18 protein-coding genes, 1 riboswitch and 1 other annotated feature are annotated in these 24,690 nt (G+C 37.1%); of the genes, 15 read left to right on the top strand and 3 right to left on the bottom strand.

Translation table 11 applies throughout. The features are described 5' to 3' along the window. Positions 1-136 precede the first annotated feature (136 nt). From ACJ2A9_RS11720 to ACJ2A9_RS11695, 6 genes are read left to right on the top strand one after another with little or no spacing between them, the layout of a single operon-like run. A complete protein-coding gene (locus ACJ2A9_RS11720) occupies positions 137-1,495 on the top strand; it encodes an aspartate aminotransferase family protein (protein ID WP_441421833.1) in 1,359 nt (452 codons plus the stop codon). A 13-nt stretch (positions 1,496-1,508) separates the two neighbouring features. After that, on the top strand, positions 1,509-2,186 hold the full coding sequence (locus ACJ2A9_RS11715) for a CoA transferase subunit A (protein WP_441421832.1): 678 nt from the start codon (positions 1,509-1,511) through the stop codon (positions 2,184-2,186). Next, positions 2,171-2,830 carry a 3-oxoacid CoA-transferase subunit B gene (locus tag ACJ2A9_RS11710; protein ID WP_441421831.1) on the top strand — a complete coding sequence of 220 codons (660 nt, stop codon included), beginning with the start codon at positions 2,171-2,173 and terminating at the stop codon, positions 2,828-2,830. Before ACJ2A9_RS11715 ends, ACJ2A9_RS11710 begins: the two co-directional genes overlap by 16 nt. 24 nt (positions 2,831-2,854) lie before the next feature. Then, positions 2,855-4,147, top strand: a complete 1,293-nt coding sequence (locus ACJ2A9_RS11705) for a peptidase (protein ID WP_441421830.1) — start codon at positions 2,855-2,857, stop codon at positions 4,145-4,147. Continuing rightward, the gene (gene gabT / locus ACJ2A9_RS11700; protein ID WP_441421829.1) at positions 4,144-5,499 is read left to right on the top strand and encodes a 4-aminobutyrate--2-oxoglutarate transaminase; all 1,356 of its coding nucleotides are present in this window, start codon (positions 4,144-4,146) and stop codon (positions 5,497-5,499) included. Before ACJ2A9_RS11705 ends, gabT begins: the two co-directional genes overlap by 4 nt. Then, positions 5,496-6,923 carry an aldehyde dehydrogenase family protein gene (locus tag ACJ2A9_RS11695; RefSeq protein ID WP_441421828.1) on the top strand — a complete coding sequence of 476 codons (1,428 nt, stop codon included), beginning with the start codon at positions 5,496-5,498 and terminating at the stop codon, positions 6,921-6,923. Before gabT ends, ACJ2A9_RS11695 begins: the two co-directional genes overlap by 4 nt. 75 nt (positions 6,924-6,998) lie before the next feature. Here the strand turns inward: ACJ2A9_RS11695 and proC are convergent, their stop codons facing one another. The 3 genes from proC to proB form a co-directional block, all read right to left on the bottom strand. Continuing rightward, the gene (gene proC, locus ACJ2A9_RS11690) at positions 6,999-7,835 is read right to left on the bottom strand and encodes a pyrroline-5-carboxylate reductase (protein ID WP_441421827.1); all 837 of its coding nucleotides are present in this window, start codon (positions 7,833-7,835) and stop codon (positions 6,999-7,001) included. Between the two features lie 96 nt (positions 7,836-7,931). Then, positions 7,932-9,176, bottom strand: a complete 1,245-nt coding sequence (locus ACJ2A9_RS11685; RefSeq protein WP_441421826.1) for a glutamate-5-semialdehyde dehydrogenase — start codon at positions 9,174-9,176, stop codon at positions 7,932-7,934. After that, positions 9,173-10,297: a glutamate 5-kinase gene (gene proB / locus ACJ2A9_RS11680; RefSeq protein WP_441421825.1), complete on the bottom strand. Its 1,125-nt coding sequence runs from the start codon at positions 10,295-10,297 to the stop codon at positions 9,173-9,175. The genes ACJ2A9_RS11685 and proB overlap by 4 nt, the downstream gene beginning before the upstream one ends. Positions 10,298-10,488: 191 nt before the next feature. Continuing rightward, positions 10,489-10,706, bottom strand: a binding site (T-box leader). Between the two features lie 153 nt (positions 10,707-10,859). Here proB and ACJ2A9_RS11675 point away from each other — a divergent pair. The 9 genes from ACJ2A9_RS11675 to ACJ2A9_RS11635 all read left to right on the top strand — a co-directional run bounded on the left by ACJ2A9_RS11675 (position 10,860) and on the right by ACJ2A9_RS11635 (position 24,652). Beyond that, a complete protein-coding gene (locus ACJ2A9_RS11675) occupies positions 10,860-11,660 on the top strand; it encodes an SDR family NAD(P)-dependent oxidoreductase (protein WP_441421824.1) in 801 nt (266 codons plus the stop codon). Between the two features lie 182 nt (positions 11,661-11,842). Further along, positions 11,843-12,013, top strand: coding sequence for an aspartyl-phosphate phosphatase Spo0E family protein (locus tag ACJ2A9_RS11670; RefSeq protein ID WP_441421823.1), 171 nt, complete (start codon positions 11,843-11,845; stop codon positions 12,011-12,013). A 134-nt stretch (positions 12,014-12,147) separates the two neighbouring features. After that, entirely contained in the window at positions 12,148-14,667 is a 2,520-nt protein-coding gene (locus ACJ2A9_RS11665; RefSeq protein ID WP_441421822.1) for an EAL domain-containing protein, read from the top strand. A gap of 39 nt (positions 14,668-14,706) precedes the next feature. Continuing rightward, entirely contained in the window at positions 14,707-17,958 is a 3,252-nt protein-coding gene (locus ACJ2A9_RS11660; RefSeq protein ID WP_441421821.1) for a response regulator, read from the top strand. A gap of 3 nt (positions 17,959-17,961) precedes the next feature. Then, positions 17,962-18,825, top strand: coding sequence for a CheR family methyltransferase (locus ACJ2A9_RS11655; RefSeq protein ID WP_441421820.1), 864 nt, complete (start codon positions 17,962-17,964; stop codon positions 18,823-18,825). A gap of 227 nt (positions 18,826-19,052) precedes the next feature. Continuing rightward, positions 19,053-20,471, top strand: a complete 1,419-nt coding sequence (locus ACJ2A9_RS11650) for a putative bifunctional diguanylate cyclase/phosphodiesterase (protein WP_441421819.1) — start codon at positions 19,053-19,055, stop codon at positions 20,469-20,471. 5 nt (positions 20,472-20,476) lie between these two features. Further along, positions 20,477-21,670, top strand: a complete 1,194-nt coding sequence (locus tag ACJ2A9_RS11645; RefSeq protein ID WP_441421818.1) for a diguanylate cyclase domain-containing protein — start codon at positions 20,477-20,479, stop codon at positions 21,668-21,670. A gap of 109 nt (positions 21,671-21,779) precedes the next feature. Beyond that, positions 21,780-21,863, top strand: a riboswitch (cyclic di-GMP riboswitch). Positions 21,864-22,015: 152 nt separating this feature from the next. Further along, positions 22,016-22,966, top strand: a complete 951-nt coding sequence (locus tag ACJ2A9_RS11640) for an ATP-binding protein (RefSeq protein WP_441421817.1) — start codon at positions 22,016-22,018, stop codon at positions 22,964-22,966. A gap of 57 nt (positions 22,967-23,023) precedes the next feature. After that, complete coding sequence (locus ACJ2A9_RS11635) at positions 23,024-24,652, top strand: HAMP domain-containing protein (protein WP_441421816.1); 1,629 nt, start codon at positions 23,024-23,026, stop codon at positions 24,650-24,652. Positions 24,653-24,690 lie beyond the last annotated feature (38 nt).

Here is a 24,690-nt window from a genome sequence, read left to right as displayed (position 1 = left end):
ACACTCTGTCAGGGGTGTACTTTTTTTATTGTTTTTTTAGATATTATTCTATTTTGCTGAATAAAATTGTAAGAAAGAAATCATTTGCTGTTGAACTGTTGTCAAAGTCGTCCCATCATGAAGGGAGGTAAAACATATGAAACGGCAACATTTAATTAAACCGGTCCTTGACCAGGATTACCCTACTGTTTTAAGAGGTAAAGGCATTTATCTTTATGATACGAATGGGAAAAAGTATATAGACGCTTCTTCTGGCGCCGTGACCGCAAGTATTGGCCATGGTGTACCAGAAATTATTAATGCCATGAATGAGCAAGCAAACAAGGTTTCTTTTGTATATCGATCACAATTTACGAGTGATCCGGCTGAACGTTTAGCAGAAAAGCTCGCACAGCTAGCTCCAGGTGATGTAAATTGGTCTTTTTTTGTGAATAGTGGTTCTGAGGCCACGGAAACCGCAATGAAGATTGCGATTCAATATTGGCAGGAGAAGGGACATCATTCAAAAAATAAAATTCTTTCACGCTGGATGAGTTACCATGGGATCACAATTGGTGCTTTATCTATGTCAGGGCATATTGGGCGAAGACAGCGTTTTGTTCCTTTATTAGAGGAATGGCCAACTGTTTCAGCACCTTACTGTTACCGTTGTCCTTTCCATCAAACATATCCGGAGTGCAATATTTTTTGTGCTGAGGAGCTTGAAAGAGCGATTAAAAGAGTCGGTAAGGAACATATTGCAGCTTTTATTGCGGAACCAGTTATTGGTGCAGCAGCTGCAGCGGTAGTTCCACCAGAAGATTACTATGTGAAAATTAAAGAAATTTGTGAGCGAAACCAAATTTTATTTATTGCTGATGAAGTAATGACTGGAATTGGCCGAACAGGAAAAATGTTTGCAATGGACCATTGGGGAGTTGTCCCTGATCTTATTGCTCTAGGAAAAGGAATGAGTGCAGGGTACACCCCAATGGCGGCAACGCTGGTTAGTGACCGGGTGATGGAGCCTATCATGAATGGTTCAAAGTTAATTATGAGCGGTCATACGTATAGTGCAAATCCTCAGTCGGCTGCTGTTTCGTTAGCAGTCTTACATTATATTGAAAAGGAAAAGCTAATTGAAAAAGTAGAAGAAAAAAGCACCTTTCTTTTCAAAGAATTGTGTCAGGTAGCTATTTCCCATCCTATTATCGGTGACGTGAGAGGGAAAGGGTTACTCGTGGGAGTTGAATTTGTTTCAAATCTAGTAAATAAAGTGCCATTTAAATCAGAGATCAACCTTACTAATCTTGTAATTAATAAAGCCATGGAGAAAGGACTCCTCCTCTATCCTGCAGCAGCTGGGGATGACGGAATTGGAGGCAGTGCGGTATTAATTACTCCACCGCTTGTTATTACGGAAAATGAAGTGAAAGAATTAGTCGTTTTGTTTAAGAAAACAATTGAAGCTGTTGAACTAGAGTTGAAGCAAAAAGGATTACTTACGTTACCATGAAGGGGGGACAAAGATGACTAAAGTAACCACATTAGAAAAAGCATTAGAGTCCATTCAAGACGGTATTACTTTAATGTACGGAGGCTTTGGTGGAATCGGAAATCCGCCAACAATTATTCAAGGTATGATTGATACAGGAGTGAAGGACTTATGTTTAATCGGAAATGATGCTGGTTTTCCTTCAATTGGAATAGGAAGATTCGTAAGTCTAGGAAGAGCCCGGAAATTAATTGCCTCTCATATCGGTTCAAACCCTATAGCTGGACAATTAATGCATGAAGGAAAAATGGAGGTAGAATTCTCTCCACAAGGAACACTAGTTGAACGAATTCGGGCCGGTGGTGTTGGGTTAGGTGGCATTCTCGTAGACATCGGTATTGATAGCGTTGTTGCCAAAGGAAAAGAATCGATTGAACTTAATGGCAAACGTTTTTTAATCGAATCAGCGTTAACTGCTGATGTATCGATTGTTTATGCAAAAAAAGCTGACTCCTTTGGCAATTTAATTTATGACAAAAGCGCCCGCAATACAAGTCCCCTCGTGGCAATGGCCGGTAATGTAACTATAGCCGAAGTTGAAGAAGTTGTTCCGGTCGGTGAACTTGCTCCGGAAGAGATTATCACACCTGGAGTGTTTGTTGATATGGTCATTCCAACGAAAGGAGTGAATTGGAAATGGGTATGGGAGTAGAGGTCCGTCATCGTATAGCTAAGCGGGCTGCACAGGAAATTAACGATGGCATGATCGTCAATTTAGGAATTGGGATTCCAACATTAGTAGCCGATCATTTACCATCATCAATGAATGTGATGTTTCATGCTGAAAATGGCATTTTAGGAACGGGTCCTAGTCCAAGTAAGGGGAGTGAAGATGCGAATCTATGTAATGCTGGGGGCTATCCGATTACGATTGTAACAGGTGCCTCTTATTTTGATAGTGCGATTGCCTTTGGGATTATTCGCCGCGGGTTATTAGATGTAACGATACTAGGAGCACTTGAAGTCAGTGAATCTGGTGATTTGGCAAACTGGATTGTCCCAGGAAAACGAGTTCCTGGAATGGGTGGAGCGATTGAATTAGCCCAAAAAGCAAAGAAAGTCATCGTTTTAATGAACCACTTAGATCGTTATGGAAAATCAAAGATTACGAGAGAATGTCAATTGCCATTAACTGCGAAGGCTTGTGTTGACTTAATCATTACGGATATGGCGGTTATTGAAGTTACACAGACTGGGCTTGTATTAAAAGAAGTAATGCCCCCATACTCTGTTGACGAAGTTGTAGCGGCAACAGAAGCACCACTGCATTTAGCACCTGAAATTAAAACGAATTAATGTTATCGAAAGGGTGTGAGTGTGATGTCCACTACAAAAAAAATAGTACGTGAGTGGCTAAGCGGTAATCGAGAAGGTGGTATTGCCTTTTTAAAACAGTTAGTTCAAGTTCCAAGTACACAAGGAAATGAAGCAAAGGTTCAACAAATCGTCGCAGAAAAGTTGTTTAGGCTTGGCTTGAATGTTGATATATGGGAACTTGATGGTGAACAACTGAAAAAACACCCCTACTTTTTTTCTTCACGAGAGACATTTGAAGGTAGTCCTAATGTTGTCGGTGTCCTAAAAGGAAGCGGGGGTGGAAGGTCGATTGTATTAAATGGTCATGTTGATGTTGTTCCTGAGGGAGACGTGCGGCAGTGGAATCATGATCCGTACAGTGGTGAGGTCATTGATGGGAAAATGTTTGGCCGTGGTGTAACAGATATGAAAGGCGGGAATGTATCCTTACTTTTGGCAATTGAAGCATTGCAATCCCTTAACATCAAATTAAAAGGCGATGTTATTTTTCATAGTGTTGTTGAAGAGGAAAGTGGTGGTGCAGGAACATTGGCCGCAATTTTAAGAGGGTATACAGCTGATGCAGCAATCATTCCGGAACCAACAAATTTAAAGATTTTTCCAAAGCAGCAAGGCTCAAAGTGGTTTCGCCTCAATGTCAAAGGAAGAGCGGCTCACGGAGGTACGAGATACCATGGCGTTAGTGCAATTGAAAAAAGTATCGTCGTTCTTAACCAAATTGAAAAGCTGGAGAAGATTCGTAATGAACGGATTGATGACCCATTATATTCTCAAATTCCAATTCCGATTCCAATTAACATCGGTAAAATTGAAGGGGGAGATTGGCCATCCTCTGTTGCAGATGTCGTGAAGCTTGAAGGACGAATTGGAATTGCTCCAAATGAACGAATTGAAGACGCACAAAATGAGCTGGAAAAATGGGTAGAGCGACTTGCAGACATTGATCCTTGGTTTAAAGAAAGCCCCGTTGAACTTGAATGGTTTGGTGCGAGATGGTTGCCAGGAGCGATTGAATTAGATCATCCACTGATGGATGCCTTGTCCAAAAATTATGAGGATGTATGTGACAAGAAGCCAATTGTTGAAGCCTCACCGTGGGGGACGGATGGAGGTCTGTTAACACAAGTTGGAAGCACGCCTTCGATTGTCTTTGGTCCAGGGGTAACAAATTTGGCACATTTTCCAAATGAATATATTCATTTGGACAGTATCTTTCAAGCAGCTGAAATTATTGCTCTAACATTAATTGATTGGTGTGGGGACGCAACAGATGACGCTGAGGAGGAATCTGAATGACATCACAAAGAAAATTTATTCGATTAAATACAAAAATTCCTGGTCCAAAAGGGGAAATGCTATTAAAACGTCGAAATGATACTATACCAAGAGGTCCTTTTAATACAGCAATGACTTTTGTTCAAAAAGGTGAAGGTGCTCTGTTAACAGATGTAGATGGGAATACGTTTATTGATTTTGCCGGTGCAATTGGGACAATAAATGCCGGTCATTGCCCTCCTGAGGTTGTTCAAGCATTAAAGGAGCAATTGGATCATTACATTCATACTTGTTTTCACGTCATGATGTATGAACCGTATATTGCTTTAGCTGAAAAATTAAATGAGATTACCCCAGGTACACATAGAAAGAAAACATTTTTCCTAAATAGTGGTGCTGAAGCAGTGGAAAATGCGGTGAAGATCGCGCGAAAATATACAAATCGTCGAGCAATTATTTCATTTGATCGTGGCTATCATGGAAGAACATTTATGGCGATGTCACTGACGAGTAAAGTTAAACCTTACAAGTATGGCTTTGGTCCGTTTGCGACAGATACGTATAAGATGCCCTATCCGTATTATTACCGCAAGCCTGTCGGGATGACGAATGAAGAGCTCGATGACCATCTTCTGTCTCGGTTTGATGACTTCTTTTTGGCAGAAGTTTCGGCGGATGATGTTGCTGCAGTTATCATGGAGCCTGTTCAAGGAGAGGGTGGCTTTATTTCGCCTTCAAAACGGTTTGTCCAAGGGGTAAAGGCGATTTGTGAAAAAAATAATATTTTGTTCATTGCTGATGAAGTCCAAACGGGTTTTGGAAGAACAGGAAAAATGTTTGCAATGGAGCATTATGACATCGTCCCAGATCTCATCACAATGTCAAAATCCATTGCTGCCGGTCTTCCGATTAGTGCCGTAACTGGTAAAGCAGAAATTATGGAAGCCCCTAATCCTGGGGAAATAGGAGGCACATATGGAGGGAGTCCACTTGGTTGTGTAGCCGCTTTACAAGTGATTGAACTGATGGAGCGCGATGATTTACCGAGCCGGGCAAATGAAATTGGAAAGCAAATTGTTGACCGATTTACAGCGCTGCAACAGGAAGTAAATGAAATTGGGGATGTTCGAACATTAGGAGCAATGACCGCAGTTGAGTTTGTTCAAGATCCAGTTACGAAAAAGCCGGCAAAAGAGCTAGTTGTAAACATTGTTAAAGAAGTGAACCGTCGGGGAGTTGTTTTGCTTGGAGCGGGATTATATGGAAACGTAGTTAGGTTTCTATGTCCGCTTGTCATTACCGATGAACAACTTCAGGAGGGACTCGATATCGTTTGTGAAGTCATTGTTGAATTAGTTAGCAGAAAGGAATGAAGCAATTGAAAAAGCACTTATATATTAATGGAAAACAATATGAAGCTGAAAATTATGAACCACTATTTTCTCCATATAATAACGAAAAAGTAGCCGAGGTCGCCTTTGCAACGGAGGCTGAAACAGAGCTTGCTCTAGCTGCGGCTGAAGAAGGCAGTAAAATCATTGCACAAATGACGGCTCATGAGAGAGCGACGATATTAGAAAACTTATCGGCACTCATCAAAGAAAATGAAGAGGAATGCGCAAGAATCATTTCACTAGAATCATCCAAACCAATTGCGGCAGCTCGTGTAGAAGTAGCTCGGACGGTTATGACCTACAAGTTTGCTGCAGAAGAAGCTCGTCGTATTCATGGCGAGACGATTCCAATGGATGCAGCACCTGGCGGAGAAGGACGACTTGCGTTTACAGTGAGAGAGCCACTCGGAGTGGTCGTAGCAATTACTCCTTTTAACTTTCCGTTGAATTTAGTCGCCCACAAGTTGGGACCGGCGATTGCAGCAGGAAATTCAATTGTATTAAAACCAGCGGAACAGACACCATTATCAGCACTCTTCGTCGCTGAATTATCTGAAAAAGCCGGATTGCCAGCTGGTGTACTTAATGTTGTTCCGGGGTATGGTCATATTGTCGGAGAAAAGCTCGTTCAAGATAATCGTGTCAAAGCAGTAACATTTACTGGCAGCCCGCCAGTCGGTAAGAAAATCCACAGCAAGGTAGGCTTGAAAAAAGTGACTCTTGAACTAGGTTCGAATTCGGCGTTAATTGTGAACCATGATGCCGATGTTGCTGCTATTATTGACCGGGCAGTAACTGGTTCGTTTGCTAACTCTGGTCAAGTTTGTATTTCGCTGCAGCGGATTTATGTTCATGAACAAGTCCATGATGCATTTGTTGATGCTTTTGTAAAAAAAGCAAAGCAATTGAAAATCGGTGATCCTTTTAAAGAGGATACGGATATTTCTGCTTTAATTACACCGAAAGATGTTGATCGGGCACTTGAATGGATTAATGAGGCGAAGGAGTTAGGAGCAAACGTATTAACAGGTGGTGAGCGTGAAGGAAATATGCTGTATCCAACTGTCCTTACGAATGTTGACCATAAAGCAAAAGTGTCGTGCCAAGAGGTATTTGCTCCAGTTGTCATTATTAATAAAGTATCCTCTATGGACGAAGCGATTGAATTTGTGAATGATTCAAAATATGGTCTTCAAGCAGGAATCTACACAAACCAACTTGATCTTGCTTTAAAAGCAGCTGAAAAATTGAAGGTTGGCGGCGTGATGATTAACGACATTCCAACTTATCGTGTAGATCATATGCCATACGGTGGGATAAAGGAAAGTGGACTTGGCCGTGAAGGATTAAAATATGCTATTGAAGAAATGACCGAAATGAAATTGATCAGTTTTAAAAAATAATGATACCGTTTTATAAAAGTAGAAAAAGCCATCAATCGATGGCTTTTTTAACTATGAACTATAAACTATAACAACCTATTTCGAAACGTTCGATAAAATTTCACCGAGTTCCTTTGAGCGTGTTGTTGCTCGTTTTACACACTCGGTCATTGCTTCTTGGAAGTTATATTTCTTTAATACTTCAAAGCCAGCTTCTGTTGTGCCACCAGGGCTCATCACTTGCTTGTAGAGAACAGAAGTTGGTTCATCAGACGATTGAAGTCGGATGGCTGCACCTAGAATCGTTTGTACAATCAATTCTTTGGCGATTCCTTTTTCTAATCCTGTTTCTTCAGCAGCTTTTTCCATCGCCTCAGCAAGATAGTAAATATATGCTGGGCCGCTGCCAGATAAACCAGTTACTGCATCGAGATCTGCTTCAGCAACAACGGTTGCCGTGCCAACTGCTTCAAAAAGTGAAACGACTTGCTGTAAATGGTTTTCAGTTGCAAATTTTCCAGGTGCAATCGCTGTTGCTGATGCCCCTACTGCAGCGGAAGTATTTGGCATTGTACGAATGACTGGAGCATTATGTCCCAAAAGATCTGACAGATATTCTGTTGAAATCCCGGCAAGAACAGATACAATCAATTGGTTCTCATTTGTGTATTCCCTAATTAAATTAATGCCTTCGACAACATCCTTTGGTTTCATAGCTAAAACGACAATATCACTTTTTTGTAATGCTTCTTGTTTATTTGTAGTAGCAACAATATGATACTTTTTATTTAACTCATTTAAGCGTGAGTGATTACTACGATTTGTCACAACAATTTGGTTTGCATTCAGCAGTTTATGTTCAAGCAGGCCGGAAATGATCGACTCCGCCATTGAACCGCCCCCGATAAACGCGACCCTTTTATTCGTAAACATCTTCATTCCCCCTACAAGATTCATCGACTTTCAACTTCTTGGCTTTATCTTTCAAATCATTTTTACATTTTACATTCTAAATTTTACATTTGTGTATTATCGAACCTGCCCCGTTCCACGAATAATATACTTTGTTGATGTCAGTGCTGGTAATCCCATTGGTCCACGAGCGTGGAGCTTTTGCGTACTAATACCGATTTCAGCACCAAAGCCGAATTCAGATCCGTCAGTAAAGCGTGTTGATGCATTATGATAAAGGGCAGCTGCATCAACCAATTTGAAAAACTTATCTATATTTTCATTATTAGATGTAATAATGGCTTCAGAATGCTTCGTTCCATACGTATTAATGTGGTTAATCGCTTCATTTACATCAGCGACAATTTTTACTGCAAGAATCGTATCTAGAAATTCTGCACTCCAGTCTTCTTCGGTTGCTTTTTGGACAGATGAAGAAAGTGATTGTGCATATTCATCACCACGAAGCTCGACGTTTTTATCTTGTAATGTATTCACAAGATCACTGAAATGTTGATCCGCCCAATCTTTTTGAACAACAACTGTTTCAGCAGCATTACAAACAGAAGGACGTTGTGTTTTTGCATTGACAACAATATCAATCGCCATTTGTTTGTCAGCTGTTTCATCGATATAGATGTGGCAATTTCCAACACCCGTTTCAAGGACTGGAATTGTTGAATTTTCAACAACGGATTGAATTAATTTTGCCCCTCCGCGAGGAATAAGAACATCTAGGTAGTCATTTAATTTAAACATTTGTGCAGCTGTTTCACGGCTCGTATCCTCAAGCAATTGAATTGTTTCAATTGGAAGCTCACTTTTTTCAAGGGCACGGTGAATGACATTAACAATCGCTTTGTTTGAATTGATTGCTGATGAACTGCCACGAAGAAGGACTGCATTTCCTGTTTTTAAGCAAAGACTTGATGCATCGACAGTAACGTTTGGTCTAGCTTCATAAATCATCCCGATCACACCTAATGGCACTCGCACTTTTTCAATTGCTAATCCATTCGGACGATCCCATCCTTCAAGAACTTCGCCAACTGGATCAGGGAGTGTGATAAGCTGCTCAAGACCATCAGCCATATCTTGAATTCGTTCTATTGTTAGCTTTAGACGATCCAATAGAGCGTCAGTGAAACCCTGCTCTTTGCCGGCAATAAGATCCTTTTCATTCTCAGCTAAAATATAATCTGTTTCCTCAAGTAGCTGTGTTGCCATTAGCTTTAGCGCAGCATTTTTTTGTTCTGTTGTAAAAATGGCTAAGTCTGTTGCGACAGCTTTGGCACGTTTTGCTTTTTCAATTAATTCACTCATTTAATCATCTTCTCCTTTGTTAATGTTACCCATTTATTTCGATGAATTACTTCAGAATGATCACGTTGTAATTGTGTTTTAGCATCTTGGCTTGATTTCCCTTTGATTTGTTCAAGCTCACTCGCTGAAAAGTTGACTTGACCTTTTCCAATGACATTTCCTTTTTCATTGATCACTTCAACCACTTCACCCGCAAGAAATGTTCCATGTATGTTTTTGACTCCTGCCGGGAGCAGACTTTTTCCTTTTGATAAAACAGCTTTCACAGCGCCATTATCAATTTCAATTTGCCCAGCGACATCAGAGTGAATCGCAATCCACTGTTTTTTGTTTTTTACACCGTGCTGTGATGAATAACCAATGTATGTTCCATCACCTTTGCCAGCAAGAATATCAGTTAATTTGTCAGGTCCTTCACCTGAACCGATAAATACCTTTACCCCTAACGAAAGGGCTGTTCGTGCCGCTTCGATTTTCGATTTCATTCCACCTGTTCCAACTTTCGAACCAGCTGATCCCGCTACACTTAGTAGCTCTTCATTGATGGCTGGAAGGAAGTTGTATTTTTTGGCATTGGGATCTTTGCGAGGATCGCTATCATATAATCCGTTAATATCGGTTAATATCGATAGAAAATCAGCATGAATTAACCCACTAACAAGCGCTGATAGCATATCGTTATCACCAAAGGTTAGTTCATCAATCGAAACCGAATCATTTTCATTAATGATCGGCAGCACATCACGGGCAATCAGCTCTGATAATGTCGCATAGGCATTGCTATATTTTTCTTCCTTTGAAAAGTCATGACGCGTAAGCAGGAGCTGTGCTGTAACAATGCCATACTTTCGGAATTCTTCGGCATAGCCTTGCATAAGAAGACCTTGCCCAACAGCCGCTGCCGCTTGCTTTCCGGCAATTGTAACGGGGCGAGTCGGGTAGCCAAGATCAGTAAATCCAGCCGCTACTGCACCAGATGAAATTAAAATGACATCATGCCCTTGTTTTTTCAGTTTTGCTAATGCAGCTACATGCTCACTAAGTTTTTCTATACTTAGACCGCCGTTGGCATTTGTCAACGAGCTGCTACCGATTTTGACAACAATACGCTGTTTGCTCATTTTTAACTACCCCTCAAAAGATAATTTAAAATGTAAAATGTATAATTTAAAATTAATTCAGCTTATTCGAAGCATTCTTCCTTTTACTGACCCCATCGAATAGCTATTTCTGAACGTTCCTAAAAATAATTTTACATTTTACATTTTCAATTTTACATTAAATAAAAAAACTCCACGTCCTCTATAATAATAGAAAGGACGAAGAGTTAGCTCCGCGGTACCACCTTTGTTGGCATCTTGTTTATACTTGATGCCCGCTCTTCACCCGTAACGTGGGGAAACGGTCAGGTTCATCCCTAACAAGCTCTTGGGTAGGTTCGATCGCTATCGGCGATGGAATCTTGCAGCCGGTGGATTCCACTCTCTGACGCTTAAAGACTAATCTACTAGTCCCAATCTTTGCTCAATGATATACTGCTTTTATTATCTAATAGGACTTATCAAGTGTCAAGGGGATTCATTCTTTTGAAAGTTGAAAGTTAAAGATTGAAAATGTAAAATGTAAAATTTAAAATGTAAAAATTGATACTCAATTCTAAGGATATTTTTTGGAGGAATCGTTATGGGACGGCAATTGTTGTTAAAAGATAAGGTGATTGTAATTACTGGTGCGTCGAGTGGGATTGGGATGAAAGTAGCTCATGACGTAGCGAAGCAAGGTGCTATTCCAGTCCTCTTGGCAAGGTCGACTGAGAAACTAAAAGGGATTTCTGAAGCGATTACGGAGACAACGGGTGTTGCTAGTATGTATTATACGTTAGATGTATCGTCATCCCATGATGTAATGGAAACGTTTAAATCGATTTTCGAGGAGTTTAAAAGGGTCGATGTTTTAATTAATAATGCTGGCTTCGGAATATTTGAATCGCTTCATAAAGCTAATCTTGAAGAAATAAAATTGATGTTTGAAGTAAATGTACTTGGATTAATTGCGTGTACAAAAGCGGTTCTTCCCGAAATGATGACAAGAAATGAAGGTCATATTATTAACATTGCTTCACAGGCTGGAAAGCTGGCGACACCAAAATCAAGTGGATACTCAGCAACGAAACATGCGGTTCTAGGATTTTCCAATAGCTTACGAATGGAACTTATCGATACGAACATCTATGTGAGTACTGTAAATCCAGGGCCGATAAAAACACAATTTTTTGAAATTGCAGATCAATCGGGGAATTATGTGAAAAATATTGAGAAGTTTATGCTCGATCCTGACTATGTTTCTAAAAAAATTGTAAAGTTAATTCATCGGCCTAAGCGAGAATTGAATTTGCCTTATTGGATGAATATTGGCAGTACGATTTATCAGCTTTTCCCAACAATTTTTGAAAAGATTGCCGGAAAACAATTAAATAAAAAATGATTTCTAAAAGCACAAACGTTCATAGGTTTGTGTTTTTTAATTTAATAGGAGAGCATTCCTAGTCCGTCTTGTTATTATTAAGTATAAAGTAATGATAAATAAGAACTAATGGTGATATACAATACCGCTGTTTTATATGAAAATATGTATACAAACTTTGAAAAAGGTAGGTGTCCATCATAATGGGGGATTTTTTATATCAGAAATTAGTAGAAGAAATTGAAACGACAAGGCAACATATGATGACGGTTGGGTTAAAAAATGGCTTAACACATTCAGATACGATTAAGTTGAGTACTAAATTAGATAATTTACTAAATTTTCTCTCATTATATAAGCAAAGTAGTAAGTAAGTATTGCATTTATTTTTGCTTTTTATTCCATCTATTTACTTAGACCTTTAGAGTTCAATATATTAAAATAGAATCATACTTATTGAATAATTAGTACAATATATGTTTCTAAACTAAAGGAGTGTAGGTGGAGAATGAGTAACAATGAAAAAATTAATATTCTTCTTGTAGATGATCGATCGGAAAATCTTTTAGCTTTAGAAGCGATTATTGAAAGAGACGAATATAACATAGTAAAAGCAAATTCAGGTGAGGAAGCATTAAAAAAGTTACTGAAGTTTGATTTTGCTGCAATTTTGTTAGATGTTCAAATGCCTGGGATGGATGGTTTTGGAACGGCTAAAATTATTAAGGCTCGTGAAAAAACAAAAAATATTCCTATTTTATTTATTACAGCAAACAATCTCGAGTCTGATCATATTTTTACGGGTTACTCACTGGGAGCAATTGATTATATTCTAAAACCATTTGATCCTATCATTTTAAAAGCGAAGGTTGATAGGTTTGTAGAAATGTATAAGCTTAATCAGGCGCTTGTTAGGCAAACGGAAGTTCTGGCTGAAAAGAAAAGAGAGTTAGAAAAAGCTTATTTGGACTTATCAAAGACAACATCTGAACTGCGTGTATCTGAAGCGCTGGCAAATGTCATAAGTGAGACCTCGATTGATTCGATGATTATCATAGATCAAGACGGGCGTATTTTGAAGGTAAACCCTGCTGTTCGAAATATGTTTGCATATAAGGAAGTTGAAATGATCGGTAAGCATATTACGATGTTATTCACTTGTGAACAATCACAAAAGTACATTCAAGATGTACTTGGGGCCATAAATAACCTTGAAAATATTATAGGTCATGAAAATAGTAAAGAGTTATCCGCGACACGAAAAGGTGGTCACCACTTTCCGATTGAAATTCAAATTGGCAAACGGTTTGTTCAAGGAAAATGTATTGTTGCTTGTACAATTCGTGATATAACAAGTAAGAAACAGCATGAGGAAATGATTATCCATATGGCTTATCACGATAGATTAACAGATTTGCCAAACCGGAGAAAGTTTAACGATCAATTAGCAAGCATTTTAAATAAATCAAAGCAAACAAACCAAACGTTTGCGATGATGTACTTGGATATGGACCGGTTTAAATATATTAATGATTCACTCGGTCATTATATTGGTGATAAACTTCTGTTAGAAATTGCTACAAGACTAAAAAACTCAGTCCGTCAAGATGATTTTATTGCAAGGGTTGGTGGAGACGAATTTAATATCATTTTGCCGGATACGAATCGGGAGATAGCTCTGGAAATTGCCGAAAATATATTAGAGCTTTTTAAGCAACCATTTTATGTTGATAACTATGAATTATTTGTCACGATTTGTATTGGAATTAGTGTTTTCCCCTACGATGGCGAAGAATCAATTGTCTTAATGAAGAGTGCAGATGCAGCACTCTATCGTGCCAAAGAGCAAGGAAGAAATAAATATAAAATGTTTCATTCAGGGATGAATATCCAATCGTTTCGAGCTTTTACGATGCAAACTGATTTGCGTAAAGCAATTGAACGAGGAGAACTATCGCTTGTTTATCAACCACAGCTTGAGTTAGAAACAGGGAGAATTGAAAGTGCGGAAGCGTTACTACGATGGAATCATCCAAATTGGGGGACAATCCTTCCTGCAGAGTTTATTCCTTTAGCTGAAGAAACTGGTTTTATTGTTGACATTGGTCAATGGGTAATGAATTCAGTTTGCAGGCAATTAAGAGAATGGTGTGATAAAGGAATGGCACCAATTCGTATTGCTGTAAATTTTTCAACGCAACAGTTACTCCAAAAAGATATGGTTGAGAAGATGAAACAAACCTTTCTTGAATTAAATGTTAGCCCGACTATGCTTGAAATTGAGATTTCTGAGGCGGCCATTATGGGAAATGAAACAGTAATTGTGCCAATTCTAACTGAGCTAAGAAAAATCGGGATAAAGATCAGTATTGATCACTTTGGGGTTGGCTATACATCATTTCATTATTTAAGGAAATTCCCAGTCGATACTTTAAAAATTGACAAATCATTTGTACAAGATATAGCAAATGCTGATTCCAACGTGTTAATTGCTACATTTGTTTCATTGGCCCAAAACTTACATATGTCGGTGATTGCGGAAGGCGTTGAAACTGAGACCCAACTGGAGATGTTAAGAAAGAATCATTGTCAAGCAGTTCAAGGGCATCTTATTAGTCCACCTATTCCTGCTGTAGGGTTTGCATCATTTGTAGCTACTTATAAACAACCTTTAAGTAATCGTGATTCCGAAGATGTAATGGAAAGAACGGAAACGATGATTAAAGATTCGTCACAATCGGTTATTAATAATAATGAGGAAATTCTAGCGCTTGCCTTAGGTCGCGCCAAAAAATTATATGCTATTTCCACAAGGGAAATGGATGTCTTTAAGCTTATTGTTAACGGGTTAAGCAACAAGGAGATTTCTGAAAAATTATGCATTAGTGAACACACTGTGAAAAATCATATTACACATATTTTACAAAAATTGGATGTCACTGATCGCATGCAGGCAATGGCAATGGTTTACCAGCTTTGTATTGAAGAAGGAAAAAGCCTCTCTATACACAGTCAATATACTAATTAAAGGTTAAATTAAATAATCTAGGCAGAGGAGTTCCCGGCGATGAAAATCAAAACTAAGTTATTACTCGGGCTAAGTACATTACCGATCTTAATTGTATTAATGATCGGTATTGGCTATAACCAGATGAACAATCTTAATAAGATGAGTACGAAATTGCAAACAAACTATGAATTAGCCAATTTAGCTGACCAAATTCATAAAGGCGTCAAAGACGAGGCGATTAGCTTACGAAATATTGCTCTTTTTACTGACCATATAGTAGTTGAAGAAGAATTAGCAATTTTACAAAGGGAAAACGATTTTGTTGTTGAAAGTCTGATCTTACTTGAGTCAAAAGTGAATGAACCTGAAAAAATTTCTGCCGTTACTGCTTTAAAAAATACAAATGATAAATTTGATACTTATAAAGATAATGTCATTGATTTAATTGCTGAAGGTAAAAGAGAAGAAGCAATTCAATTAATTAATAATGAAGGACGTTTAATTCACACTGAGTTTTTTGATAGAACGGCAGCCATTACCGATCTTTATGGTGAAAACATGACGTCTTCTCTACAAAATATTTCCGAGGACTTAGGTAAAAATATTCTAATCGGTAGTTTCGTTACAATTGTTGGTTTTATTATTGTCTTTGGTTTTGTTTTACAGAATGTTTGGACGCTTGCCAGAAGGTTAAATAAAGTATCTAGTGTGATGAAGAATGTTGCCGATGGAAGTACTGAACTTGGGACTAAAGTTGAAGTGAAATCAAATGATGAAATTGGAGATGTTGTCCAGTCATTTAATACCATGGCACAATCGTTAGAGGAACAAATAAATAAAGAACAAAGTTTACTTTGGATAAAATCAAATATTGCAGAAATAACGACGGATTTAAACGGTACGCATGATTTAGAGCCTTTGGCACAAAATTTCCTTTCGAAAGTAGCTCCTTTGTTAGAAGCTTCTCATGCTGTTTTTTATATTAAAAGTGATGGTGAGTCGAAAAGTGAGCCACTTTTTAAGCTACTTGCATCATATGCGTTTAAAGAGCGGAAACATCTTTCAAATACATTTGCTGTTGGAGAAGGCCTTGTTGGACAAGCTGCCCTTGAAAAAACATCGATTATCCTGACAGATGTCCCTTCAGATTATATTCGAATAAAATCAGGTTTAGGTGAAGCGCCTCCGTTGAACGTTTATGTTTTACCTGTAGTTTTTGAAGATGATGTAAAAGCAGTTGTGGAAATTGCTTCTTTTAAATCATTTTCTATTGATCAACAGAATCTATTAGAGGAACTTGTAAATAGTCTTGGTATTATCCTTGATAGTGTAATGGGAAGAATTCGTTTAGCTAAATTATTAGAAGAGTCACAGACTTTAATGGAGGAGATTCAGGCACAGTCTGAAGAACTACAATCACAACAAGAGGAACTAAGGATTACAAATGAAGAATTAGAAGAACAAACACAAGCGCTTAGACAATCAGAGGAAAAACTTCAGGCACAACAGGAGGAGTTAGAGCAGGCAAACTCTGAATTAATAGAAAAAGCAGAGAGTTTAGAAGAGCAAAATAAGAGATTTGAACAGACAAATCGGGAAGTTGAGAAAGCTAGAGCAGAATTAGAGGAAAAAGCAAAACAGCTAGCACTTAGTTCCAAATACAAATCAGAGTTTCTAGCTAATATGTCACACGAATTACGTACACCGTTAAATAGTTTATTAATTCTCTCGAAATTACTATCAGATAACCATGGTGCTAATCTATCTAGTAAACAAATCGAATATGCAAAAACAATCCACTCTTCAGGTCGGGATTTATTGATTATTATTAATGATATCTTGGATTTGGCAAAAATAGAGTCAGGAAAAGTGGAGGTAAATCCTCAGCGAGTTGAGATCAAAGAATTAGTTGAAGTGGTTGAACAAAGTTTTAGGCCGATAGCGAATGAAAAGAATTTGACATTTGCTATTGATGTAAAAGAAGGTATACCAGCTTCTATTTATAGCGATGAACAAAGAATACGTCAGATTCTGAAGAATCTATTATCTAATGCTTTTAAATTCACAGACAAGGGTGGAGTTACACTTGAGGTTGACTTTTCACCTTATTCAAATCAACACTCACTCTTTTCTTTTGCTGTTAAAGATACTGGGATTGGTATTCCAAAAGCAAAGCAAAAGCTCGTATTTGAGGCATTCCAACAAGCGGATGGTACAACTAGTCGAAAGTATGGTGGAACTGGTTTAGGCTTGTCAATTTGTCGTGAAATGGCAAATTTATTGGGGGGTCGTGTAGTTGTGGAGAGTGAAGAAGGTAAGGGAAGTACATTTAGATTGTTTGTCGGTGATTACAAAGAAGATTATAGTGAAAATAACCTGATAAAAAGTTTTGACGAGGTTGCCGTGACTGTTGCACCTCCAAATGAGCAACAAGAGAAACGCCCAAGTGAACCGACTCCAACGGAATCACAACAACACTCATATGTTGATAGTAAAAGCGAGATTAAAAGACTTTTAATCGTTGATGATGACATTAGACAACGAAATAGTTTAATGGAATTGATAGCGGATAAGGATATCATTCCTAAAGCCGTTTCTAATGGTGCTGAGGCAATTGAAGCGTTAAAGGTTAATCAGTTTGACTTTATGGTTCTTGATTTAGGATTAACGGATACAACTGGCTTTGATTTGCTTGAAAAAGTTAAAACACAAGTTGAAAATGAGAATCTAAAAGTATTCATTTATACCGGTCGAGACTTAACTTCAAAAGAAGAGATATATTTAAATAAATATGCTCACACGATCATCATTAAAGATGAACATGCACCACAACGGCTAAAGGATGAGCTTGAGTTATATTTGAATTTAGAAAACGAGATGGTTTATGAGTATTTTGATATTTCTCCTCAACGCATTCCCGATCTCGATGGAAAAAGGATCTTATTAGTTGATGATGATGTTCGTAATGTCTATGCTTTATCAAGTGTTCTTGAACTCTATGGTATGAGCATTACATTTGCGGAAAATGGCGTAGAAGGTCTTGAAATCCTTGATGAGAATCCAAATTTCGATCTTGTGTTAATGGATATTATGATGCCTGAGATGGATGGCTATGAAGCAATGCAAAGAATCAGGGCAAATCCTGAGTTTCAACAATTACCGATTATCGCCCTAACTGCGAAGGCGATGAAGGAAGATCGTGAAAAATGTATGGCAGTAGGAGCATCTGATTATATTGTGAAGCCTGTAGACCCTGATAAACTTGTCTCTTTAATGAGAGTATGGCTTCATCAGCAAGAAGGGAAATGATAAATGAACATATTGTCAGAGCGTCTAAATAAAATTAAAGCTGATTCAAATGAAGATCTTGAGAAACTTGAGATTGAATTGCTTTTATACGGGTTGTATTTTTGGTGTGGCTATGATTACAGGAATTATGCATATGGTGCTTTAAGAAGAAGAATTTGGCACCGAGTCAATGCTGAGAAATTGACAAGTATTACTGGACTTCTTGAAAAGGTATTACATGATCCCGGATGTTTAAAAAGGCTCATTGCTGATTTTTCGATAAATGTTACGGAAATGTTCCGGGATCCTTTGTTTTTTCTAACATTCCGCGAGCGGGTTATTCCTCTTTTACGAACCTATCCATCTATTCGGATTTGGCACGCTGGATGTGCAACAGGGGAAGAAGTCTATTCAATGGCCATTTTACTTCATGAAGAGGGTTTGTACGACAAGACAAAGATTTATGCGACCGATATTAATGCTAATGTATTAAAGGTGGCGAAATCTGGTATCTTTCCGATTGAAAAGATGCGAAAGTTTACTAGCAACTATATCAATGCTGGTGGAAAAGCAGCATTTTCTGATTATTACACCGTGACAAATAATGGTGTAAAATTTGATTCGAAGTTAAAGAAAAATGTAATCTTTGCTCAACACAATTTAGTGACGGATCGCTCATTTAATGAATTTCAAGTTATCCTTTGCAGGAATGTTTTAATATATTTTAATAAAGAGCTACAAAAAAAAGTACATGCGCTCTTTTATGACAGTTTAGGAATGTTTGGCATCCTTGGACTTGGAGACAAGGAAACAATTCTTTATACCGATAAATCTGATTGCTATGAAGATGTTAGTAGAGGTCAAAAGTTATATAAGAAGATAAATTAGTTCCTATCTTTTAGTTCTCCCATTATTGAACCCGCTAATAGCGGGTTTTTTATTTAAAGAGTAATAATAATTATTAGATGGGAGCATCTTCCTATTAATAACGAGTATCCTGTTTGTGAATAAGAAATAAATAAGAGCACTAGGTGATACCATCTAATTTACTTTTATTGCAAAATATAGATAAAAGATTAGAAAGAAGCCAATTTGGTTCTTATGAGGTGATAGGTTTGAGAAAATCAGTGAGAAATAATAAAAAAGCAAAACAACTTTCCGAGAAACAGTCTGCACATTTAAAAACACAATATCCTAATGCCTTATTTGCAATCAAGCATTTGGCTTACCATGACTATTTAACTGGTTTACCTAACCGGTATATGCTTGAACATCAGTTATCTAAACAAATTAGAAAAATGATGATGGCTAAGCAACAATTAGCAGTTCTAAGTATTGATTTAGATCGGTTTAAAGTAATCAATGGTAATGCAGGGCATCAAATTGGTGATCACTTACTTAAGAAAGTGACTGAGCGTCTTTTCATGTGTATTGACTCTCATGCTGCACTATTTAGACAAGGTGGTGATGAGTTCTTCATTATTCTTCCTTACGTTAATCATAAACTTATTGCTAGAGTATGTGAGCGAATCCTTGAATCGTTTTCTACTCCTTTCTTTATTAATAATAGGGACTTCTATACTTCTGCTAGCATTGGTATTAGTATTTTTCCAGATGATGGGGCTTTTCCTGAGCAGTTAATTCGAAATGCTGATATTGCGATGTACAGAGCAAAAGCAATTGGTGGAAATGGCTACAGTTTCTACGATCATCAATATGTAGAGGGGCAGTTGACACCATTAAATATGGAGATGGATCTTCATAAGGCTGTTGACCGGCAGGAGTTAGTCTTACATTACCAACCCAAAATGAATTTAAAGACGGGTGATGTAACTGGTGCGGAAGCGTTAATTCGTTGGAACCATCCTAAATGGGGAATGATTCCCCCTAATGAGTTTATCCCAATTGCAGAGGAATCGGGGTTAATTATTTCTATTGGGCAATGGGCACTAATAACGGCTTGTCGGCAAAATAAATTGTGGCATGATTTAGGGTATTCAACCGTCATCTCGGTCAATTTATCACTTCGACAATTTACCCATTCGAATTTAGTTCAAATAGTTCAAAATACGCTAGTGGAAACAGGTCTTGAGCCACAGTTTTTAGAGTTAGAAATAACTGAGAGTATGGCTGCAAACATTAATAATACACTTACGACTCTTAATGCGCTAAAGAAGCTAGGTGTAAAAATAAGTATTGACGATTTTGGAACCGGATTTAGTTCGTTTAACTATATTAAGCAATTTCCTTTTGATACATTAAAGATTGATCAATCGTTTATCCACGATCTTATAGAGCATTCTAAAGACGAGACAATTGTGAAAGCGATGATTTCAATGGCGCATAATTTAAATATGAATGTTGTTGCGGAAGGAATTGAAACTAGCGAACAATTACAGTGCTTGCAGAAGATCGATTGTAATGAAGGTCAAGGTTTCTTTTTTAGCAAACCTGTAGCAGCAAGTGAATTTGAAAATAAGATAAGAGAAATCTTGAATGAATCAAAAAAATTGTGGATTAAAGAAAGTTGGTAATTTGTATGGAAAAAAGAGGCAGGTTACTTGCAATTGTAATTACTATAATCGAAATAGCTTATGTACTGTTCACTTATTTTACATTTGGACATGAACAATTGTTAAGTTTGTTTATTATTTTACTTATATTGCCTTTTGTTTGGTTACTTGCCAAAAGATATGATGACCTCTATCAAAGTCATCAACAGGTACTTGGAGAAAAGAAAGAAATTGATGAGCAAATAAGAGTTACAAATCAAAAAAATCGCGATTATGAGCTACTATTTTATTCACTTGAGGGAGCTTTTTATACATTCGATGTCTCTAATAATAAAGTTTTCTTTTCGAAAGGATTAGAACAAATTTATGGCTATCCAGTTGAAACTTTCAAAAGCAATCCAAATCTATGGAGAGAAGTCATTCATCCCGATGATTACGGAAAAATTGAAAAAGATGAACAACAATTGCAGTTAGGACTTTCGACAAGGATAGAATATCGAATTTTTCACCCGAAATTAGGTGAAAAATGGGTGATGAAACTTACTACACCTATTCAAAGTTCTGAGGGGAAAATTGAGAAAATTAGCGGGCAAATGGTTGATATTACAAAGCAAAAACAATTGGAAAATGAGCTGAAGCAAATGGCTTATTATGATGAATTAACTGATTTGCCAAACCGAAAGGCATTAGATCGCCATATTCAAAAGGCATTAGCGAGATCGAAACGTCACAATCATAATTTTACGATTATGTTTATTGATTTAGATGATTTTAAGGTTGTCAATGACACGATGGGACACGATGCTGGGGATTTATTACTTATAGAAGTAGTAAATAGATTGAACGAGAGTCTAAGGGAAGAGGATCTCATTGCTCGAATTGGCGGTGATGAGTTTATCGTTGTGTTAGAAGAAACAAATAAAGTAGAAATTGAAGACATTGCTAAACGGATTATTGAAAAGATCTCTTTACCATATATGCTTAATGAAAAAGAAGCCAATATTTCATTAAGTATTGGGATCAGTATGTACCCTGATGATGGTGAAGATAAGGAGACACTAATAGAGCACGCGGATAAGGCGATGTATTATGCAAAATTTAATGGCAAAAACAATTTTAAAATATATACATCGGATCTTAATGAGATGGAGTTTAATAAAAAAGGGATTTTTGAAAAGTGGATAAATACGATCCAAAAATCAAAACTATTTAACCGATAGTTGGGTAGTATTGATTTTACCATTTTTAATAATGGTTATTATATTGGTATTACTTTCCACTTAATAACATTAAACAGATATTCGATATAAAGAATAACACGTTTTTTTCCTTCGATAACGGCAAACTCAGTGAAAGCTGGGGACGCAAAGCTACGGGCCTAAGGAATTCTTCTATGGTCGCCGGGTTACCGAAAAGGATTGGCATATGACTAAGATAAGGTTTATAGGACCGTATAATCTGTCTACCAATCTTTTGGTAGGCTTTTTTTACCTTTTTTTAGTGTAGACTAGTTGAAAGATTGATTGGGGTTTCCCCCTGGGAATCCTATTAAGGGAGGACATTTGATGAGGCGGCTATTTGATAAAGTATTAAACGTATCTTTAAAAGAAAAGCAAGTTGAGGTTCCGTCTCTCCCTTCTGACTTAGCTTACTCGGATTTAACTTATATGACAAAACGAGGGTTTCTTGCGAAAAAATTAAGTAATTATCTTAGTTTATCTAATGATGAGGGGAATTCCTTATTTTATTTATCGTTATCAGAAGCATCTTTTTTGAATGCTAATCCAAAAATGGATAGAGAACTTCTACTCAATTTAAGTGAACAAATGTTAACCTGGAGTGAAAAAAAACAAGACATACCCGAACAAATTATCCGTTTAGATGTTAGGAATGACATTCAAAATGCCATGCTAAAGGTTTATGAAATACATAAGGATGATGTATTCTCTTCACCAGAGCAATTGGAATTACAGAAGGCAGCTATAGATCAAGAGGATACTACGTGGCAGGTGTACCGTGATGTGATTGCAGCTTCAACTCAAGGGCGCTTCTTATTGATAGCAGAGGAAGAAATAAATAAGTATAGAGAAGGTAATGTGTTATGTCAAGGAAATATAAAGGTTCGTTCAGATATACCTAGATGTCGTGACTTGGTGAAAGAGATCCTTGAACAAAGGTTTAGTCAAACAAAGGTCATGAGTTTACTTTTGGTGTTATCAGAAGCAATTACAAATACAATAAAACACGCTGAGGAGGGAAAAATGACTCTTGTTGAAGATGTAGCTAGCAATGAAATTCGCTTTCTAATTGAAGACAAAGGGCCGGGTTTTGCTCTTAAAGATTTACCTAAAATGACCCTTTTAGCTGGATTTTCAACGAAGAAATCAATGGGTCAAGGCTTTACACTTATGATGAAAATGTCGAAACAAGTTTCTTTGTATACTTCTTTATATGGTTCAACAGTTATATTAACTTTTCAATCTGGTGAGGAGACAAAGAGAACTTCTGTTATTTAATAGTTTAGAAGGTTTGTATTCTAGAATTTATCCCTAACTTTTTTGGAGGAAACATTAATGAAAAAGAATACTATCATGGTTCAATTGTTAGCTAAAATCGGTCTTTCATTAGGGGTAATTGCCATTACTATCCTTTTCTTGGGTTTATATTTTATCAAAGTAAAACTTGATGAATATCAAACTGAACAAATTAATAATGCAACCAGTATTGTTGTTCATGCAATGGAATCAACGCAAAAGTCGGCAGATACAATAGAAAATATGATTGAAAAAAAATTATATACCTCATCGAAAGGAATCATGTCCGACTTACAAGGGAAACAGGTTCAAGACATCAGTATGGAAGAACTGAGTCGATTGGCAGACAAGTGGGATGTGCATGAAATCTCCTTATGGGAAAGAAAAGGGGATGACATTGTTATTACTCAGTCATCAGATGAAACGCAAATGGATATGAGTTCGAAAGAGTGGGGGTATTGGTTTACTGCATTTGATCAGCTCATGTCGGAACAACCAGTAACAGTTGATGAAGGATATGCTTTAGATAATTATTGGGTAGGACCAATATCAAAAGCTGAGCGCTTTGATAATCTTTACTATAAATTTGCCTACTATTATGATGGTACGACCGAATTTATGATCAACCCTTTTATCTTAGACGAGGAAATTTATCATTTAACCTTTCAGGCAGGACCAACCCAAATGATAGAAAGAATTATTGATGAGAGCGTTGAAATCGATGAGATTGCGGTTATTAATGTTCCTGCATGGCTTAATGGAGACGATAATCAGGTCGTTGAACCAGATATCGATTTACCTGTTCTATATGGTAGCCATCAATTAGAAAGAGAAGAAGATTACGATTTTTTAGAGAAGGCTTATGTCGACAAAGAAAGCTACAGTATTACGTTTAAAGAAAATGGTGTGAGTTATAAAAAAATATACAAACCTTTGTCTAATGATCGGGTCATGGCAATTATTCTTAATTTGACTAGGCAAAAACAAATGGAAAGTCAGTTTTTGGTATTGTTTTTAGTCGCCTTTTTGATTTCATCCGTTGTCTTATTTATTCTTATTCGCCTTATAGCAAAACGTCAATTACGCCCCTTACAAGATATTGTTCAACATATTCAAGGAGTCGCTGATGGGGATTTAACTCAAACATTAGTCATGAATGAAAAAAATGAATTAGATAGGTTGGCGAAACAAATTAACGGGATGACTAAACGTTTTGATCAATTAATAACTGGTGTAAAAGAAGATTCTCATTCGTTAGTAAGAGTTTCAAGCTTGCTCTCAAGACAAGTATATACCTCGGTCAAGACGATGGGGGATACGTCTACTGCGATGACTGCAGAATCAAAGGATCTTGTCCTTGAGATTGAAATCTCTCTTGAGAAACTTCAATATTTATTCCAAACTCTAAAAAATGATAGACAGCTAGAATTTATAAATCAGATTGAAGAGGAAAGTCCAATTCAATTGAGTAAGACCTTGACTGAAATACATGAAAAAATAGTTGAACTTGAACAAATGCTAAAAGTTCATTCGAACCATGTTACGGAAATAACACTTATGTTTTATGATACGCTTCAGGAATTAAATGAAGCATTAGATGGCATGGACCAATTATCGATAAAATTAAATAATAAAATTAAATTCTTTAAAGTAAAAGATGAACAATAGAAGTGTTCTACCAATAATGATCTAAATAATTTTTTGCG

It is taken from the genome of Anaerobacillus sp. MEB173 (assembly GCF_052119505.1).
Classification (GTDB): domain Bacteria; phylum Bacillota; class Bacilli; order Bacillales; family JBJMAU01; genus JBJMAU01.
The sequence above is the reverse complement of the archived record's forward strand: the minus strand, read 5'-3'. Positions and strand labels throughout refer to the sequence as shown.